This is a genomic window from Nocardia sp. GP40, from assembly GCF_050434125.1.
Lineage (GTDB): Bacteria > Actinomycetota > Actinomycetes > Mycobacteriales > Mycobacteriaceae > Nocardia > Nocardia albiluteola.
This window is the reverse complement of record NZ_JBNPVW010000006.1, coordinates 391,644-408,156: the sequence shown is the minus strand read 5'-3', so window position 1 is coordinate 408,156 and position 16,513 is coordinate 391,644. Positions and strand designations below refer to the sequence as shown.

The following is a 16,513-nucleotide window of genomic DNA, read 5'->3' as shown; positions in this document are numbered from 1 at the left end:
TGCGCCAATAGATAACCCACGCGCTGGCCTTTGCGGCTCGACAGGCCAAGGTCTGCGTGGTCGGGCGGGACCACGATGCGTCAGCGGCGGTCGTCGAGGGCATCGCCGCCGCCGGCGGAACTTGCCATGAGCGCCGCCGCCGACGTCACGGATTCCCTTGCACTGCCTGGAGTTCGGGAGAAGATCGAACTTCGATTCGGCCCGGTCGAGGACTCGTCATGCTCACCCGGCACCTGGCCACCGAGGTGGGGCCGCACGGCATCCGGATCAACTGCATCGCACCGTCGGCGATCGGCACCGAGAGGATCCTCGCCAACATGCCCGCCGACATTCAAGACAGGGTCGCCGCCCAGCATCCGCTTGGCACCCCGGACGACGTTGCTCGAACAGCCTTCTTCCTCGCCTCCTGTCTGCCCGTGAGCTGGGTGTCAACGAGGGCACGCTGACCACCTGGGTCGCCCGGGCTCGGCAGCGCCACGCCGAGGATGCCGGTGGCCGGTTGAGCGAGATCTCGCGGGCGACGTAGCGTTTGAGGCAGCGGATGATCTCTTTCTTCGTTTTGCCGTCGCGGGTGCGGCGTTCGGCATAGTCGCGGGTGCGCTGGTCGCGTCCGAGGCGGGTAAGCACGACGGTGTAGAGGGCGCTGTTGCTGCGCCGGTCGCCGCCGCGGTTGAGCCTGTGGCGGGTGGTTTTGCCCGAGGATGCCTCGGTCGGGTTGACGCCGCAGAGCGCGGCGAACGCAGCCTCGCTGGTGAGCCGGTCGGGGTCGTCACCGGCGGTGATCAGCATGGCGGCGGCGGTGTCGGCACCGACACCGGGGCGTTCCAGCAGTCGAGGGGCGCACGACTCGATGACAGCGGTCAAATGCTGTTCATGGGAACGGATTTCGGCTTCGAGAGTGTGGATCCGGTGCGCGAGGGACCGCGGCACGGAGATGGCCGTCGAACCGAGATCGCGCATACCGGCGTCGGGCAGCCCGGCGCAGCGGCGCACGAGGGTCGCCCTGCCGAGCCCAGCAAGGGATTCCCGCAGCGCCGGTTCAGATCTGGCGAGCACGGCCCGCAGCTGGTTGATCGCCTGGGTGCGGGCCTTGACTGCGGAGTCCTTGGCGATCTTGATCATTCGTAGCATCTCGCCGATCCCCGGGCGATCATCCCTGGCAGTAGCGCCGCGGTCAGAAGGAACGGTGCACGCACGTCGACGTCGAACATCGTGTCGAACGACTCGACGTCCTGCTCCAGTGTCGGAGCGGCCGTGAGCGAGGCCGCGTTGTTGACCAGCACGTCCACGTCACCGGCCTGTTCGGCCAGGCGTCGAACGGAGTTCCATTACGCGCTCCTCCGTTGAGTCCGCTTTCCGGACTCAGGGTATGCGAGCTGAGTAGTATTGTCAAACTCTGCTAGTGGGCCGGGCCAGTGGGGAGACCGATGGGAAGCCCGCCCCCAGGGAGGCCCGGTGGCGGTCAGCCGCCGCGACTGCGGCGAGCCGGTGCACGTGGAGGTGCGGTGCGCGCACTCCATCTCCCGGGACTCGTTAGTGCCGTTTGGGCCGAGTGGCGTGCACTGGTCGGTTGTTGCGGATCAGAACCGCGGCTGACGGGGCGGCACATTCGTCGATGGGCGGCGCCGTGTGTTCGGCCAGTCGTTGCCGGAATGCGTCAGTCAGTGTGCGGCTGATGCCTAGTAGCCGCACTTGGTCTTCGTCGGAGAGGCCGTCGAATGCGACGGAGATAGTGCGCTGATGCTGTTGCCATACCGTGCGCTGCTGGGCCAGGCCGGCCTCGGTGATTTCGATGATGGTGCTGCGCCCGTCGGTGGGATGGGCGTACCGTGCCACGAGCCCGTCATCGACCAGAGCGTCCACCAGCACGGTCACTCGCCTGCCGGTCACCCCGAGCGCTGCGGCTATTCCCGACATGGTCAACCCGTCTGGATTGCCTTCCAGCGCGGTGAGCACGCGTAACCGTGCGTAGCTCACCGCGTCATCGGGAACGCTGGCGTGTACCCAGCGGATCCACGCCTGCCCCATCTCGGAAAAGGCTTCGGCCAGCGCAATCTGCCGTGTGTCCCGGCGCGCTCTTGACATGGAGTACCTCGCTGATATCTTATGTACATATCCAGTAGTTGGTGTACCTGACCTGATTTTACCTTAAGGGTGGGCATGAGGACACGGACTGATCGATACCAGCTGGCAGACGCTGCGGTGTGGCGGGTCGGGTACGGCGCAATGCAACTGGCCGGCCCGGGAGTATTCGGTCCGCCAGATGACCACGATGAAGCCATCGCCGTGCTGCGGGAGGCCGTTGAAGCCGGCATCGATCACATCGACACGTCCCATTACTACGGGCCCGCGGTGGTCAACGAGCTTATCCGAGAAGCGCTCTCCCCCTACCCTGACAGCCTGGCACTGGTCAGCAAGGTCGGTGGCCGGCGCGACGAGGTCGGCGCCTTCCTGCCCTATAACGATCCCGACCAGCTCCGCATAGGCATCGAGGACAATCTCCGAACGCTTGACATCGAACGACTGACCGCGGTCAATCTGCGCCTGCTCGACGATGCCCCGGTGGACGAACGATTCGTCGACCAACTCCGTGCCCTGATAGCCGCGCGCGATGAGGGCTTGATCGCTGGAATCGGGATCAGCAACGTCACCCACCAGCATCTGCTGCGGGCCCTTGAAGTCACCGACATCGTCTGTGTCCAGAACGCCTACAACCTCGCGGATCGGTCCTCGCAGCCCGTGCTCGACGAATGCCGCACCCGCGGAATCGCTTTCGTTCCGTTTTGCCCGCTCGGCGGGTCTAGCCGCGAACACCGAGCGATTCGCGCCAACCCGGTTGTCACCGAGATCGCCGCCGGTCACGATGCCGCACCCGCGCAGGTCGCGTTGGCATGGCTGCTCGCGATCGCCGACAACGTGCTGCTGATCCCAGGCACGAGCTCTCGCAGCCATCTCGCCGAAAACATCGCCGCCGGCTCACTCTCGCTCAGCGACGACGAGGTTGCCGGCCTCACCGCAACATTCGAAACCCGATAAGACATCGAAAGTAGGAACAATGACCGGCATCAGCATCGAGACGCCCAACGGGAGCATCGACGCTGTACTGGAGACTCCGCCCGGAAAAGGACCCTGGCCTGGTGTCGTCGTCATCCACGACGCATTCGGTCTGCGCGAACCTCACCGCGCGATCGCGCGTCGGATCGCCGACAACGGATACCTGGCGATCGCGCCCAACCTGTTCGCCCGCGGCGGGGTCATTCGCTGTATGCGAGCGGTCATGAGCGACCTCATGGCCTTCGAGGGTCAAGCCTTCGAGGACGTAACAGCTGCACGGCAACTGCTGTCGAAGCGATCCGACTGTACCGGCGCGATCGGCGTCGCGGGGTTCTGCATGGGCGGCGGGTTCGCGCTCATCGCCGCCACAAAGGGCTTCGACGCATCCGCACCCTTCTATCCTCCGCCCCTACAGAGTAAATACTCCGAAATCGTCGACGGCGCTTGCCCTATCGTCGCCAGCTTCGGCCAGCGCGATCCGCTCAACCGAGGCAGCGGACGACGACTTGCAGAAGTGTTGACCGAGAAGCACATTCCGCACGACGTCAAGATCTACCCCCATGCGGGGCACAGCTTCGCCGACCGTGCTCCCCTCCACGCATTGGCGCGTATCACCGGATTCGGCGAGAACAAGGAGGCCGCCGCCGACGCATGGCAAAGGGTGTTCGCCTTCTTCGGCCAACACCTCCAGTAGCATCATGACCAAGTCCTCTGTAGTCGGAGTCCCGAGCGGCTCCGGCACGCGCTGACCGCGCTCATGCCGGTTCTTCTGGAGGCGAAATGACCGATTCGACGCGAGCCGCGATTGTCACCGGAGCCAACTCCGGTCTGGGTCTCGAATGTGCACGCGCATTGCTGGCCACCGACCCGTCCTGGCATGTGGTCCTGGCGGTACGCGACCCGCGGCGCGGCGCGGCCGCGGTACAGCGGCTCGGCGCCGAGCAACGATGCACGGTCATGCGGCTGGACCTGGCATCGCTGGCGTCGGTACGCGGTTTCATCGACGATTCGCGTGCCGGCGTGCTGCCACCGATACGCGCCGTCGTCTGCAATGCCGGGGTGCAGGTGGTTTCGGGCGTGCAGAGCACCGCCGACGGCTACGAGATGACGTTCGGGGTCAACCACCTCGGGCATTTCGCGCTGGTGTGCGGCCTGCTCGACACGTTGCACGCGCCGGCACGAATCGTGGTGGTCAGCAGCGGAACCCACGATCCAGCCCGCTTCACCGGCATGCCGCACCCACGCTATACATCGGGTGCCGAGCTGGCCCGGCCACCCGGCGACCTGACCGCCGAGGAGGGCCGGCGTCGATACACCACATCGAAACTGTGCAATCTGCTCTTTTGCTACGAACTCGACCGCCGATTGGACCACGGCGCCCAGGGGATGACGGTCAACGCGTTCGATCCGGGACTGATGCCCGGCTCGGGCCTGGGTCGCGACTATTCGCCATCACAGCGGTTCGCCTGGCGTTACATACTACCTGCACTGCGCGTTCTGCCCGGTGTCAATAGCACCCGCACTTCCGGGCGCCACCTCGCCGCTCTGGTGGCGGACCCGCGCTACGACGGTGTGACCGGCATGTACTTCCAAGGCAACAAGCCAGCCCTGTCGTCAGCCGACTCCTACGACATCGACAGAGCACGAGAGCTGTGGACCAGCAGCGCGCAGCTGCTGGCCGACTGACAGAGAGGATGTAGGTGAGCGCCTCCGGCTCGGGTTTGACCCACCGACTGCCGAGTGGCTGCCCACCCTCGAGCCCGACTCGATGTTCGCCACTGCCAGTGGCGGTATCGGCTGGGCCGCACCCGCCGCCGTCGGTGTCGCGCTGGGCGACCGCGACCGCGATGTCACGCGTCCGGTGATCGGTTTGATCGGAGACGGGTCGCTCCGGTACTCGGTCCAGGGTCTGTGAACCGCGGTACAGCGGAACTTGCCGATCGTGTATGTGGTGATGCGCAGCCGGGGGCCGGATGAACCGCCGACCATCTCAGCTCGTGATGTCTTCCGATGTCGCCGATGCCTCGGTTCGCTCGAGCTATGCTCGTACGCCTTGCGCGTCCTCATGCTCGGTCCACCGACGCGGGCGGCCGGTGGTGTGTCCGCCCGAACGTCATCCGGTGGAGCACGCCGTCCTTGACCACGAGTGTGTGCCACAGCACGCCGGCCAGATGTGTGGCGAAGGTGAGGTACAGGACGTAGGCGGCGACGATGTGCGCCTGCAGCAGTGCGGCGAACACGGTGATGTTCGCCGGCGCGATGGCCGGTAGGTACCACGATCCGAACAGGACGATCGGCTGTCCCGATGCCGACACCAGACCCCACCCGAACAGCGGCTGCAGCACGAGCAGAACGTAGAGCAGTCGCTCGGAGTACTTCGCGACCAAGCGGTCCAGTCGCGTCATGCCGGGCGGCCACGGCGGCGGCGTGTGCCGCAGCCGCCAAACGATCCGGATCAGCGCGAAGACCAGGATCGCCAAGCCCAGTGGTTCGTGAATGGTGACAAGCAAGTGGAAGTCGCTGATCGAGCCGACCATGAAGACCCCGATGAAGAGCATGGTGATCACGAGCACGGCCATGATCCAGTGCAAGCAGCGCGCGACAACGGTAAACCTGGCTTCACCGTTCATCGTCGACCGCCGCCACATGTGACCGCGCTGGGGGTGTGTGGTTCACGGGTGCGCCGCTGGTAGGACTTCGCGTACACCGATGACCTCGCCGCGAGCAGCGGATCGTCGGACGGGTCGATTCCGGTCGGTAGCACGAGCGGGTCGAAGTTGATGTCGCGGGCGTTGCCCGGCGCCTCGGTCGCCACCGAGTCGATGCTGAGCGTGCCGACCTCGACCTGTCGCCGGTTCGCGGGCCAGGCCTGCGTCGCGTCGTTTGTCGGGTCACCCGGCTCCGCGACCGTGACCACCAGCCGCCAGCGCACCGGCTCCCGCGCAACCCGCTTGATCAACGCGTCGAATAGGTAGTCCCGGCCCGCCCCTTGGGTACCCGCGAGGAACGGGTCCTCGGCATACAGACTCCACCGCACCGGCACTGTCGTGCCCGCGGCGTTGGTGAACCGGAACGCGTTGAGCCCGTGGAACGGGCTGTTGAAAAACCCGCTCGACGGCGGCGTCCGGTTGACGGCAGCCATTGCGCGCGCCGTCTCCGGGTATTCGGCGAGGAACGCGGCAAGCTTCGCCGGGTCCGGTCGGCCGGTCGCGGCCACCGGCTTCGTGGCGAGCAGCCGATCGTAGAATCCCTGCGGCACGCGGTCGAGGAAGACCGGGATGTTCACCATGGCGGTGCGCCACTGCTCGCGGTTGGCTAGGTGGAACAGTACCGCGAGCCCGCGTATGGCCGCGTTTGTATCGGCGACAATCGGCATCCCGCCGGAGAGGGAAAACCGTGCCGTCACCGGTGTGTGTCCCTGCTGGAACACCGTCGCGCTCGACAGCGCGACGCCGGCCCCGTTGCTGATGAACGTCCCTGAAGCGCTCAGTCCCTTGGCGTGGTTGCGCCGGAACCCGTCATGGTGCCCAAAGACCTGCTCGAACCGGTCGGCGAACCTGGCTGGGCTCAGGCTCTCCGGCGTGAACCAGCCGCCCGCCCAGAGGAACGCGCCCACGTTGACCGCGGAGATCCCGCCTACTGCGGCCATACTCATCAGCGCGCCGCGGCGGGGCAACCCTCGTCGCCACACGTCCTGACGCTCGGATGGCGGCACTGGTTCGGGCTTTGTGTGATCGTCCACACTGGCACCTTCGTGATCCGGGACAAAGGAACTGGAGGCCAGAGGCGTGAAAGTTACAATCTACCAGGAGCTTTGTTAGCGGGAGGCTGAGATTTGCAAACAAATGCACGCCGACCGTGAGCGAATGCTCATCGGAGGCGACCGGGATGCCCACCTCTGTGGTGGTGCGGTGCGTGCGCTCGGATGTCATCACATCACCTCCTCGATCGGTGTGGATGAATACCGTGAAAGCAGCTTCTCGCGCCGCGCGGCTCTCGCACCCCGTGAACTGCGCCAGGCATCCCACAGATCAGGACGATGTGGACAAACCCGGCTACCCGAGCGAGCGGGTCTGCCCACCGCGCCGGAAATAGGTGGATCCGGCGGCGCTTTCTTCTGTCCTACACGTTGTTTCGCGCCATAAAACTCCGGGCGTCACCGGATTCGGGATCGGCGAACACGATGTCGTCGGCGGCGACGCCGGGGCACGCCAACGGACAACACGACGAAGGGATGTGTGGTGATTCTCGGAATCCGGTCATGTGGTCTTTCATCTACCTCGTGTGGCCGACTTTCGGTCGCTCTGCGGCGGTCGGTTCGTGCTGCGCCTGCCTGGCACGTACTCCCTGTTCGACTCGGTCGCCGAGATCGTTGTCGATGTTGTGCAGGTATGCGAACGTTCTGGTGAGCACGGGTGGGCTCACTCCGTCGAGCAGGTGCGTGACGATGTTGCCGACCAGTCGTGTCCTGGCGGCGTCGTCGAGAACTGTCCGGACCATGGTGCGAGCCTGTCCCCAGTCGTCGTCGTCCGCGCGCAGCGTGTAGGCGGTTCGCACCAGCTCGCCATCGGCGTACCAGCTCGGGGTCGGTCCCGCTGCAGCGGGATCGGCGCGCGGTCCGCCCTTCGAGTTGGGCACATACACCGGATCGCCAGGGTTGTGGTGGCGCATGGCGCCGTCTTTCGCCCACGATCGGACCTCGGTGGCGTGTGGCGAATTGACTGGCAGTTCTTTGTAATTGATTCCTATTCGGTGTCGGTGCGCGTCGGCGTAGGAGAACCAGCGCCCGAGCAGCATCTTGTCGGGGCTGGGGCCCGTACCGGGCACTGCGTTGCTGGGCTCGAACGCCGCTTCCTCGATGTCGGTGAAGTAGTTGGCCGGGTTGCGGTTCAAGGTCATCTTGCCAACCTCGATCAGCGGATAATCGCCGTGCGGCCATACCTTGGTGAGATCGAAGGGGTTGTAGCGGTAGGTTTTCGCGTCGTCGAACGGCATGATCTGCATCTTCAAAGTCCAGCTCGGATGCTCACCGCGTTCGATCGTTGTCCACAGATCACGCTGGTGGTAGTCGATGTCGATCGAGGTCATATGATGGGCTTCGTCCTGGGTGAGGAACTTGATGCCCTGATCGGTCTTGAAGTGGTATTTGACCCAGAATCGTTCGCCCGCAGCGTTGATCCACATGTAGGTGTGGCTGGAATATCCGTTCATGTGCCGGAAGGTGGCCGGGATACCGCGATCTCCCATCAGCCAGGTCACCTGATGAGCGGATTCCGGTGACAGGGTCCAGAAATCCCATTGCATGTCGTTGTCACGTAGATTGTTGTCGGCGCGGCGCTTCTGTGACCGGATGAAGTCCTGGAACTTCATCGGGTCCCGCACGAAAAAGACGGGTGTGTTATTACCGACCAGGTCGAAATTGCCCTGTTCGGTGTAGAACCTCACCGCGAACCCACGCAGATCCCGCACGGTGTCGGGATATCCCTGTTCACCGGCGACGGCGGAAAACCGCGCCAGCACTTCCGTCTGCTTGCCTGGCTGGAACACATCAGCCATGGTGTAGGCGCTGACGTCGTGGGTTACTTCGAAGGTGCCGAATGCCCCGCCGCCTTTGGCATGCGGTTGCCGTTCGGGCAGGCGCTCACGATTGAACGCCGCCATCTTTTCGATCAGATATGCGTCGTTCAGCAAGATCGGGCCATCCGGGCCAACTGTCAAGGAATGCTCATCACTCGGTGCCGGAATTCCGGCGGCATCGGTTGTGTAGTTCGGCTCAGACATCTTTCTCCTCTCCAGACATAGAGCCGCGGCCCCATCGGACCGTTGTACGACGTCGGCGGGCGTGGGCCGCGCAATCGGTGGCTGAATCTGGCTCCACCTCGCCGCAGGCGGTTGGTCAGCCAAGTCGTCGGTCGGTGTCATACATGGAACCGCGGACAACCCGGCCATCTGCAGGCCGTCTGCCACGACCAACCATCCCGTCGTGCTCCAATTCGATCACGTCCGAGGGAACCTTTCAACCCATAAGGAATTCCGCCGCGAACTCGTCGGCTTGCTGTGGCAAAGCTCTGCCCCCGGACATCAACTCATCAGCCGAACGGCAAGGCGCTTGCTGCTGGCAGGTACGCAGGGATACCGGCTGGTGGGAAGCACGGATGGGGGTCAGCGATGGCGACATCGGTTCGCTGGAGCGCAATTCTGAATGAGTCCATACAGGGCCATCGAGGGAGTGTAACCATGCGAACCAGAAACTACATCACACCAGTGTTGGCAGTGGGAGCTGCGGCAATAGCTTTCGCCGCCGCGCCGACGGCCCAAGCCGATCCCGTTTCGGCTCCGCCGGCAGCTATCGCCAGAGCCGTGGCCGCTCCTGTTGGGTCGGCCGGTCACGGTTTCGGCTTTCACGGTTTCGGCTTTCACGGCGGCGCCTCTCAGGGTGACGCCTCTCAGGGCGGCGGCTCTCACAGCGGCGGCTTATACGGCGATCCCGCCATCTGGAACCATGGCGGTCACCGCATCTCGGATCGTGGCTGGAGTGACGGCACTCAATGACCAGAGTCATTCGACGGCGTACGGGATCATGGCGTGCAGCGACGTCCCCGCTCCGGCATGACTGGTGATACCCATCCGGCCGCCGAGGGCTTCGATGCGGTCGCGCAGACCGACCAGTCCAGATCCCTTGGCTGGATCGGCGCCGCCGATTCCGTCGTCTCGGATCGAGAGTTGGAGCGTGTTGCCGTCGGTGACGGCGCGCACGGTCACCTCGGTGGCCTGCGCGTGTTTGGCCGTGTTCGTCAGTGCCTCTGCCGCAATGTAATACGCGGCTATTTCGGCGGATTCGGGCAGGCGTGGGTCGAGGTTGAGGTCGAGATCGACCGGAACGGTGCAGCGGCGCGCGAGTGCTTTGAGCGCCGGGCCGAGTCCGCCTTTCGACAGGATCGCCGGATGGATCCCGCGTGAGATCTCGCGGAGTTCGTCCGAGACGCCGACCAGGCCCTGCACGATGTCGGAGAGTTGCGCGTCGAGCGTTGCCAGCTCGGGCGGCACCGACGCCTCTACGGCGCGAAGCTCGAGTCCCAGCGAGACGAGGCGCTGTTGCGCGCCGTCGTGCAGATCACGTTCGATCCTGCGCCGTGCCTCATCGGCAGCCGCGACGATGCGGGCGCGCGATGCGGTGAGTTCGGCGTGGGCCTCGGTGTTCGCGATCGCGGTCGCGACCAGGTCCGCGAATTCGGCGAGGCGTTCCTCGGCGTCGGCCGGCAGCGGTTCGCGGCGCGACGATCCCGCGACGATCGCGCCCCATAGGTGGCCGTCGACGACGATCGGCGCCCCGACCCCTGAGCGCTGACCCAGCTCACGGATGCGGGCGGCGGCCGATCCGGTCGCATGGTCGTGACTGTCCATCCGCGCGGTGCCTCCGGTGCGCAGCACCATCGCCGCAATGTTCTCGCCCTCGAGCGTGAACCGCTCGCCGACCGGCATCGTGGGCAATCCGGGTTCGTCGCGTGCCGCGACGAACCTGCCCGAACCATCGGGTTCGTAGCGGACCAGGGACGCGTTGACCACGCCCAGACACCTGGCCGACTCCTCCGCTACCGCAGAGAACACCTCCGACGATGTCGCGCCGCGCCCGACCAGGGTGGCAACCCGCCGCAGTGCGGCTTGCTGCTCGGCAACGAGATCGGCTGCCCGGTGGCGACGATTCGCCTCGGCGGCATGCGATCGGGCCAGTGCTGCAAGGGTATTGGCCAGTAGTGCCACGCAGAGGAAGACCACGATGACGACGGCGTTCTGGGCCGCGGTCGGGACGAAGCCTGCGGGCCAGTTACGGAAATAGTCGAAGGCGACGGCACTTGCGACCGATGTCGCCACCGCCAGCCCGATTCCCCACACGGTCGAGACCACCAGCACGCCCAGCAGATAGACGACACCGAAAGCATCGCCCGGGGCGATCTGTTTGAGCCAGAGGACGAGAACCGACTCCGCCGCAATGCCCAGTGCAGCCACCGTGACTCCGAGCAGCAGCGGCGGGGCCGCCGGGCGCATCGACATCGCAAGCAACCGTGCACGCATAGAGAAGAAGTCCGTATCGGTGCGGCGGCGTGCGGACATCGCACCCGGCGTGGCTGCCGGCCAGCCACGCACCCCAGACCGTTTCCACTTCATGACACAGCGCTCACACCGATCGCCGATGAACTCGGATGAGGTCCTCGACATTCGATCTCAATCGTAGCCGTGCAGCAGTTGTGCTCCGGCGGGCGCTTGTCGCCACAGCCAGCGCCCGCCGACAATCCCGCCAGCAGGAATTCGGGCCTTTCCGGCAGCTGCACATGCCTGCTCGGGCGCCGCAAGACCGCACTGTGGCGCGGAGATTTCCGGGTAGCGGTAATGCACACCTATCGCAAACTCAGGCACACTGCGGTCATGATGTCGCAGGTTATGCTGTTGCGCTGCCTGATTGTCGACGACAGCCGGCATTTCCTCGAGGCCGCTCGCAACCTGCTGGAACGGCAGGGGATCTCGGTTGTCGGCGTCGCGTCCAGCGGCGCCGAGGCGCTGCGGCGCGTCGAGGAACTGGCGCCCGACGTCGTGCTGGCCGACATCGATCTCGGTGCGGAGAACGGCTTCGAACTCGCCAGGCGGCTCGGTCGGAGCGTGCCGGTGATTCTGATCTCCACCCACGCCCAGCAGGACTTCGCCGACATGATCGCGGAGAGCCCGGCCGTGGGCTTCCTGCCCAAATCGGAACTGTCGTCCCACGCCATCCGTGACCTGCTCCGGGGCGGAGGCACGGAGCAGGTCAGCGCGACTCGAGGAAGGTGATCACCGCCAGCACCCGGCGGTGATCGTCTTGGGTCTCGGGCAGATTCAGTTTGATCAGAATACTGCGCACGTGCTTCTCGACGGTGCCCTCGGTGACCCACAGCTGCCGGGCGATACCGGCGTTGGAACGCCCCTCCGCCATCAAAGCCAGCACCTCGTGCTCGCGCGCACTGAGCGCTGTGAGCGGATCGTTGCGCCGGCGGGCAGCCACCAATTCCGTCACCAGCGCCGGATCGACGACCGACGCTCCCTTGGCGATTCGCTGAAGCGTGTCGATGAAATCCTCCACGTCGGTGATCCGGCTTTTGAGGAGGTAGCCGATTCCCCGGCCGCTGGCCAGCAACTCCATCGCATGCTCGACGTCGGAGTGGGCCGACAGCACGAGAATGCCGGTTTCGGGGAACTCGTCGCGGATCGCGCGGGCCGCGTCGAGCCCCTCGGTGGTGTGGGTCGGCGGCATTCGAATGTCGACCACCACCAGTTCGGGCAGATTGTCCCGGACCAGCTCCAGCAATTGCGAGGCGTCACCGGCCTGCGCCACGACGTCGAAACCCGAACGGGTGAGCAGGCTCGCCAAACCCTCCCGGAGCAGTACATCGTCCTCGGCCAGCAGCACCCGCAACGGAGTTGTCACTGAACTCTCGCTCTCCTCGAGTGCGCCGGACGTGGGTGGCCGATAGATGTCGAGCATAACCCGGGCCGATTGCAGCTAGCCGCCATACACACGGTGGTACTGGCGGGGAGCAACAATGGATGTCAGCACCGACGACACGAGCTCGGGTGACAGCGATTCTGGAAGTCCCAGAAGGCAATCCGAGGAGTCGCGACATGGTCACATTCGAAGAGGCCACCTCTGCCCGCGCCGCTGAACCCCACGAGACGACAGCTGCCCGCCGGACCGCTGCGAAGTTCGCCGTCGAGCTGATCGGGACATTCTTCCTGGTCGTCACGGTCGGAACCAGCGTCCGCAGCGGTAGCCCGCTCGCACCACTGGCGATCGGCGCGGTGCTGATGGTGATGATCTATGCCGGCGGGCACGTATCCGGTGGGCACTACAACCCTGCGGTAACGCTGGCGGTGCTGCTGCGGCATCGGATCACCCCGCGCGATGCCGTCCGATACTGGATCGCACAGCTGGTTGCCGGACTACTGGCCGCGGTGGTCGTGCGTGCTGTCGTGGATCCCGCACAGCCCGCAACCCCGACACTCCTGACCCTCAACCACCACACCGTCGGGGCCGCGTTCGTGGTCGAGCTGCTGTTCACCTTCGCGCTCTGCTATGTGGTGCTCAACGTCGCCACCAGCAAGAGCCATCCGGACAACTCGTTCTACGGGCTGGCGATCGGATCCACTGTCATGGCGGGGGCATTCGCGGTCAGCGCGATCTCCGGCGGAGCGTTCAATCCGGCGGTGACGCTCGGCGCGGCTGTGATGGGGATGTTCGCCTGGCCGACGCTGTGGGTGTACCTCGCGGCTCAACTCATCGCCGGCGCCGCCGCCGGTGTCGCCTTCCGCGCCCTCAATCCCGACGACCGATGATCCGCCGCCGACGCGGGCGGGCCCATCGAGGTCATCGAAACCAATCCCTGGCCCGAATAGTCCATCACCCCGACACGATCAGGAGCAACATCATGACCACTTACATGGAATCGGCAATCGCTTTGCGCGCGTCGTCACGACTGGCGGGCAATCTGCAGCAGGTCCTCGTCGACCTCACCGCACTGCACCTCAACGGCAAACAGGCGCATTGGAACGTCGTCGGCCACAACTTCCGCGACCTGCACCTGCAGCTCGACGAAATCGTCGACGCCGCACGCGAATCCAGTGACACCATCGCCGAACGCATGCGCGCCCTCGACGCCGTGCCGGACGGCCGAGCCAAGACGGTCGCATGCACCAACCTCCTGCCGGAACTCCCGGCCGGTGAGCACGACACCGCCGTGATCGTCGACCTGGTCACCGCACAGATTCGCGCCGCGGTCGTGACGCTGCGCGGCGTGCACGACGACACCGATGCCGAAGATCCGTCCACGGCGGACCTGCTGCATGCCGTCATCAACCAACTCGAAAAGCAGGCGTGGCTGCTCAGCGCCGAAAACCGCACCCTGGGATAGAACGCGGCGATGTCCGACAAGCGTCCGGACATAGGTAAAGCCCGCTACCCACAATCGATTCGGCGCCGGCGGCGCCGAATCGACGCTGCACCAGATCCGCAGATGCGCTTACCCCGGCAATGATCGCCCGGCGGGTGAGGAGGTGATGGCCCACAACGAGCGGGTCAACGAGAAACGCAAGCTCATCGAGGGTCGGCGGGTTGTTCCATGACCCAGCTGGCGATCTGGGTTCGTGTATTGAAGTCGAGCTTGGTGAGGATGCTTTCGACGTGATGCTCTGCAGTCCTCTGCGAGATGACCAGCCTCTTCGCGATTTCCTTGTTCGACAGTCCCGCGGCCACCATGTCGGCGACTTCGCGCTGGCGCCGCGTGAGCAGGGACCCTGCACGCAGGGTTTCGGGCACCGGTTTGGCGTGCTCTCGCAAGGCGAGCGCAAGCGTTTCCTCGGTCGTCAAGGCGCTGCCGCGCTCGAATGCTGCGTCGAATTCGGCATTTCCGATCTTTCGCCGCGCCATATTCTTGAACCGATCGCGATACGCCAGCAAGTGTATCGAGCCGATCAGCGGAAAACCGAGGGTGCGCCACACCGTCTCGGTCCCGCCGAACAGAGTGGCGGCTCGCTCCGCATCGCCCGTGGCCATCGTGGTGCAGGCGAGTGCGTCGAGCTGGAAGGCGATGCCTAGGGTGTCGTGAAAGAACCGGCAGATCCGTAGTGCCTCGCACAAGTCTGCTTCTGCTCGGTCGAGCTCACCATGGATCAGCTCGAGCCAGCCGCGCTGCCACAGGGCCCATGACAGCTCCCAATGCTCTCCGGCTGCTGTGCAGCGCTCGAGCAACCCATCGACCAGCTCGGCAGCCCTGTCGAGCTGGCCGAGAAGAATGCAGGCCGTCGCGAAGTCCAGCTGCAGGTTGTCCCGGTATTGCGCGGCAACGTCGGTGTGGGTGTATAGCTCGCGCGCCTCGACGAACAGCGGGATCGCGCCGGACAGATCGGTGTGCAGGAATAGGCGCACCCCCAGCATGTGCTTGGCATAGGCCATTACGGCGGGATCGTCGAGCCGGACGGCGAGGTCGTAGGCCTGTTCGGACAGTGCCGTCGCGGCTGCCTCGTCGCCCTGAAAGACAGCGATGTAGGCGTCGGTGGCAAGCGCCCAAGCCCGCTCGCGGCTCGGCTCGGTATCCAGCATCAGTGCTCGATCCAGCCACAACCTGCCCTCGATCATGTATCCCATGGCAAACCAGAACCAGAACACGGCAGCCATGCGGAGTCCGACGCGGGCCTCACCGGGTTGGGACAGGCAATACTCCAGCGCCCGACGCAGGTTCGCGTGCTCCGCCCGAAGCAGGCTCGCCCACTCACGCTGCCGCGGTCCGACCCATTGTTCGCCTGCTGTCTCCATGAGGTTCAGGTACCAGTCGCGGTGTCGACGGCGCAGGGACGATTCGTCGCCCGATGCGATGAGCCGGGCCTGGCCGTAGGTGCGGACGGTTTCCAGCATGCGGAAGCGGATACGTTGTCCCTGCTCCTCGCGGATGAAGATCGACTTGTCGACCAGTCCGGCGACGGTGTCGACAATGTCGCGTTCCGGCAGTGTGTCGTCGGTGCACACCGCCTCGAGCGCGTCGATGCCGAATCCACCGGCGAAGACGGAGGCGCGGGCCCACAGCGCTTGTTCGGCCGGGGTGCACAGGTCGTGGCTCCAGTCGATGAGCGCTGTCAGCGTCTGCTGCCGCTGTGGCAGGTCACGGCTTCCTTCCTGGAGAAATTGGAATCGGTCGTCCAGACGATTCACGAGTTCGTCGACGGTGAGCGCCCGCAACTTCACCGAGGCGAGCTCGATGGCGAGAGGGATTCCTTCCAGCCGGTGGCAGAGGCGAACGACCGCCGCCGAGTTATCCTCTGTGAGGGTGAATTCCGGGATGACCGCCGCCGCGCGGTCGGCAAACAGAGCAGCCGCGGGGAACTGTATACCCGTGCCTGGCTCGACGGGGTCATCCGGGTCGGGCGCAGGCAGGGGTGCGACCGGGTAGATGCGCTCGCCGGAAATCCTGAGCGGCTGTCGGCTGGTCGCCAGAATGCGGACGCCAGACGCGGCCCGCAGTATCCCATCGGCCAGGTTTGCAGCGGCTTCCACCAGGTGTTCGCAGTTGTCGAGAACTATCAGCATGCGTCGTCGGCTCAGGTAATCGCACAGAACGGTCATCGGCTTGCGCGCCGACTGTTCCTCAATCCCGAGGGCGTCGATCACGGTGTGAGCGAGCAGGGCCGGGTCTTTCAGCGATGCCAGCTCGACGAAACAGACTCCTTCGGGGAAGGTGTGTTGCACTCCGCGAGCTACGCGCAGCGCCAGCCGTGTCTTGCCCACGCCACCGATGCCGGTCAGCGTCACCAATCGTGTGACACGGATCAGTTGTCGGACCGCGGCGATATCCTGCCTGCGGCCCACGAAGCTGGTGATGTCCGCCGGCACGGTGTTCGGCATATCTGCCGAGAGTGGAGCCATCGAGTCCCTATGTGTCCA

Annotated in this window: 15 protein-coding genes and 2 pseudogenes; 8 read left to right on the top strand and 9 right to left on the bottom strand. The window is 65.2% G+C overall.

The genetic code is table 11. The features are described from left to right. Nucleotides 1–218: 218 nt before the first annotated feature. Nucleotides 219–446, top strand: a complete 228-nt coding sequence (locus tag ABH933_RS20905) for an SDR family oxidoreductase (RefSeq protein WP_429425855.1) — start codon at nucleotides 219–221, stop codon at nucleotides 444–446. 61 nt (nucleotides 447–507) lie between these two features. Here the strand turns inward: ABH933_RS20905 and ABH933_RS20900 are convergent. The 3 genes and pseudogenes from ABH933_RS20900 to ABH933_RS20890 all read right to left on the bottom strand — a co-directional run. Then, nucleotides 508–960 (bottom strand): annotated as a pseudogene (locus ABH933_RS20900) (transposase); the annotation flags it as partial. Between the two features lie 158 nt (nucleotides 961–1,118). Then, nucleotides 1,119–1,310, bottom strand: coding sequence for an SDR family NAD(P)-dependent oxidoreductase (locus tag ABH933_RS20895; RefSeq protein WP_429426033.1), 192 nt, complete (start codon nucleotides 1,308–1,310; stop codon nucleotides 1,119–1,121). Nucleotides 1,311–1,533: 223 nt separating this feature from the next. Further along, nucleotides 1,534–2,085 (bottom strand): MarR family winged helix-turn-helix transcriptional regulator, encoded by a 552-nt coding sequence (locus tag ABH933_RS20890; protein ID WP_429425857.1) that lies wholly within the window; start codon nucleotides 2,083–2,085, stop codon nucleotides 1,534–1,536. Between the two features lie 75 nt (nucleotides 2,086–2,160). Between ABH933_RS20890 and ABH933_RS20885 the strand changes: the two genes are divergently transcribed. The 4 genes and pseudogenes from ABH933_RS20885 to ABH933_RS20870 form a co-directional block, all read left to right on the top strand. Beyond that, nucleotides 2,161–3,036 (top strand): oxidoreductase, encoded by an 876-nt coding sequence (locus ABH933_RS20885; protein ID WP_429425859.1) that lies wholly within the window; start codon nucleotides 2,161–2,163, stop codon nucleotides 3,034–3,036. A 19-nt stretch (nucleotides 3,037–3,055) separates the two neighbouring features. Beyond that, on the top strand, nucleotides 3,056–3,748 hold the full coding sequence (locus tag ABH933_RS20880) for a dienelactone hydrolase family protein (RefSeq protein ID WP_429425861.1): 693 nt from the start codon (nucleotides 3,056–3,058) through the stop codon (nucleotides 3,746–3,748). A gap of 86 nt (nucleotides 3,749–3,834) precedes the next feature. Further along, on the top strand, nucleotides 3,835–4,740 hold the full coding sequence (locus ABH933_RS20875) for an SDR family NAD(P)-dependent oxidoreductase (RefSeq protein ID WP_429425863.1): 906 nt from the start codon (nucleotides 3,835–3,837) through the stop codon (nucleotides 4,738–4,740). Between the two features lie 55 nt (nucleotides 4,741–4,795). Continuing rightward, nucleotides 4,796–4,966, top strand: a pseudogene (locus tag ABH933_RS20870) (thiamine pyrophosphate-dependent enzyme); the annotation flags it as partial. Nucleotides 4,967–5,117: 151 nt separating this feature from the next. Here the strand turns inward: ABH933_RS20870 and ABH933_RS20865 are convergent. The 4 genes from ABH933_RS20865 to ABH933_RS20850 form a co-directional block, all read right to left on the bottom strand. Continuing rightward, nucleotides 5,118–5,684 carry a cytochrome b gene (locus tag ABH933_RS20865; RefSeq protein ID WP_429425865.1) on the bottom strand — a complete coding sequence of 189 codons (567 nt, stop codon included), beginning with the start codon at nucleotides 5,682–5,684 and terminating at the stop codon, nucleotides 5,118–5,120. Further along, complete coding sequence (locus ABH933_RS20860) at nucleotides 5,681–6,796, bottom strand: catalase family peroxidase (protein WP_429425867.1); 1,116 nt, start codon at nucleotides 6,794–6,796, stop codon at nucleotides 5,681–5,683. Before ABH933_RS20860 ends, ABH933_RS20865 begins: the two co-directional genes overlap by 4 nt. Nucleotides 6,797–7,329: 533 nt before the next feature. After that, nucleotides 7,330–8,835: a catalase gene (locus tag ABH933_RS20855; protein WP_429425869.1), complete on the bottom strand. Its 1,506-nt coding sequence runs from the start codon at nucleotides 8,833–8,835 to the stop codon at nucleotides 7,330–7,332. Nucleotides 8,836–9,612: 777 nt separating this feature from the next. Next, a complete protein-coding gene (locus ABH933_RS20850; RefSeq protein WP_429425871.1) occupies nucleotides 9,613–11,166 on the bottom strand; it encodes a GAF domain-containing sensor histidine kinase in 1,554 nt (517 codons plus the stop codon). 312 nt (nucleotides 11,167–11,478) lie between these two features. Here ABH933_RS20850 and ABH933_RS20845 point away from each other — a divergent pair, with 312 nt between their 5' ends. Beyond that, a complete protein-coding gene (locus ABH933_RS20845; protein ID WP_429425873.1) occupies nucleotides 11,479–11,877 on the top strand; it encodes a response regulator transcription factor in 399 nt (132 codons plus the stop codon). Here the strand turns inward: ABH933_RS20845 and ABH933_RS20840 are convergent. Continuing rightward, nucleotides 11,855–12,511 (bottom strand): response regulator, encoded by a 657-nt coding sequence (locus ABH933_RS20840; RefSeq protein WP_429425875.1) that lies wholly within the window; start codon nucleotides 12,509–12,511, stop codon nucleotides 11,855–11,857. The genes ABH933_RS20845 and ABH933_RS20840 overlap by 23 nt on opposite strands. A 194-nt stretch (nucleotides 12,512–12,705) precedes the next feature. Here ABH933_RS20840 and ABH933_RS20835 point away from each other — a divergent pair, with 194 nt between their 5' ends. Together ABH933_RS20835 and ABH933_RS20830 are read left to right on the top strand one after the other, a co-directional pair. Continuing rightward, the gene (locus tag ABH933_RS20835; protein ID WP_429425877.1) at nucleotides 12,706–13,416 is read left to right on the top strand and encodes an MIP/aquaporin family protein; all 711 of its coding nucleotides are present in this window, start codon (nucleotides 12,706–12,708) and stop codon (nucleotides 13,414–13,416) included. Between the two features lie 92 nt (nucleotides 13,417–13,508). After that, complete coding sequence (locus ABH933_RS20830) at nucleotides 13,509–13,991, top strand: Dps family protein (protein WP_429425879.1); 483 nt, start codon at nucleotides 13,509–13,511, stop codon at nucleotides 13,989–13,991. 182 nt (nucleotides 13,992–14,173) lie between these two features. Here the strand turns inward: ABH933_RS20830 and ABH933_RS20825 are convergent, their stop codons facing one another. Further along, nucleotides 14,174–16,381 (bottom strand): ATP-binding protein, encoded by a 2,208-nt coding sequence (locus tag ABH933_RS20825; protein WP_429425881.1) that lies wholly within the window; start codon nucleotides 16,379–16,381, stop codon nucleotides 14,174–14,176. Nucleotides 16,382–16,513: the final 132 nt, after the last annotated feature.

Coding starts and splice junctions, on each gene's coding strand:
- ABH933_RS20905 (WP_429425855.1), top strand. CDS start 219: ATGCTCACCCGGCACCTGGCCACCGAGGTGGGGCCGCACGGCATCCGG.
- ABH933_RS20890 (WP_429425857.1), bottom strand. CDS start 2,085: ATGTCAAGAGCGCGCCGGGACACACGGCAGATTGCGCTGGCCGAAGCC.
- ABH933_RS20885 (WP_429425859.1), top strand. CDS start 2,161: ATGAGGACACGGACTGATCGATACCAGCTGGCAGACGCTGCGGTGTGG.
- ABH933_RS20880 (WP_429425861.1), top strand. CDS start 3,056: ATGACCGGCATCAGCATCGAGACGCCCAACGGGAGCATCGACGCTGTA.
- ABH933_RS20875 (WP_429425863.1), top strand. CDS start 3,835: ATGACCGATTCGACGCGAGCCGCGATTGTCACCGGAGCCAACTCCGGT.
- ABH933_RS20865 (WP_429425865.1), bottom strand. CDS start 5,684: ATGAACGGTGAAGCCAGGTTTACCGTTGTCGCGCGCTGCTTGCACTGG.
- ABH933_RS20855 (WP_429425869.1), bottom strand. CDS start 8,835: ATGTCTGAGCCGAACTACACAACCGATGCCGCCGGAATTCCGGCACCG.
- ABH933_RS20850 (WP_429425871.1), bottom strand. CDS start 11,166: ATGTCCGCACGCCGCCGCACCGATACGGACTTCTTCTCTATGCGTGCA.
- ABH933_RS20845 (WP_429425873.1), top strand. CDS start 11,479: ATGATGTCGCAGGTTATGCTGTTGCGCTGCCTGATTGTCGACGACAGC.
- ABH933_RS20835 (WP_429425877.1), top strand. CDS start 12,706: ATGGTCACATTCGAAGAGGCCACCTCTGCCCGCGCCGCTGAACCCCAC.
- ABH933_RS20830 (WP_429425879.1), top strand. CDS start 13,509: ATGACCACTTACATGGAATCGGCAATCGCTTTGCGCGCGTCGTCACGA.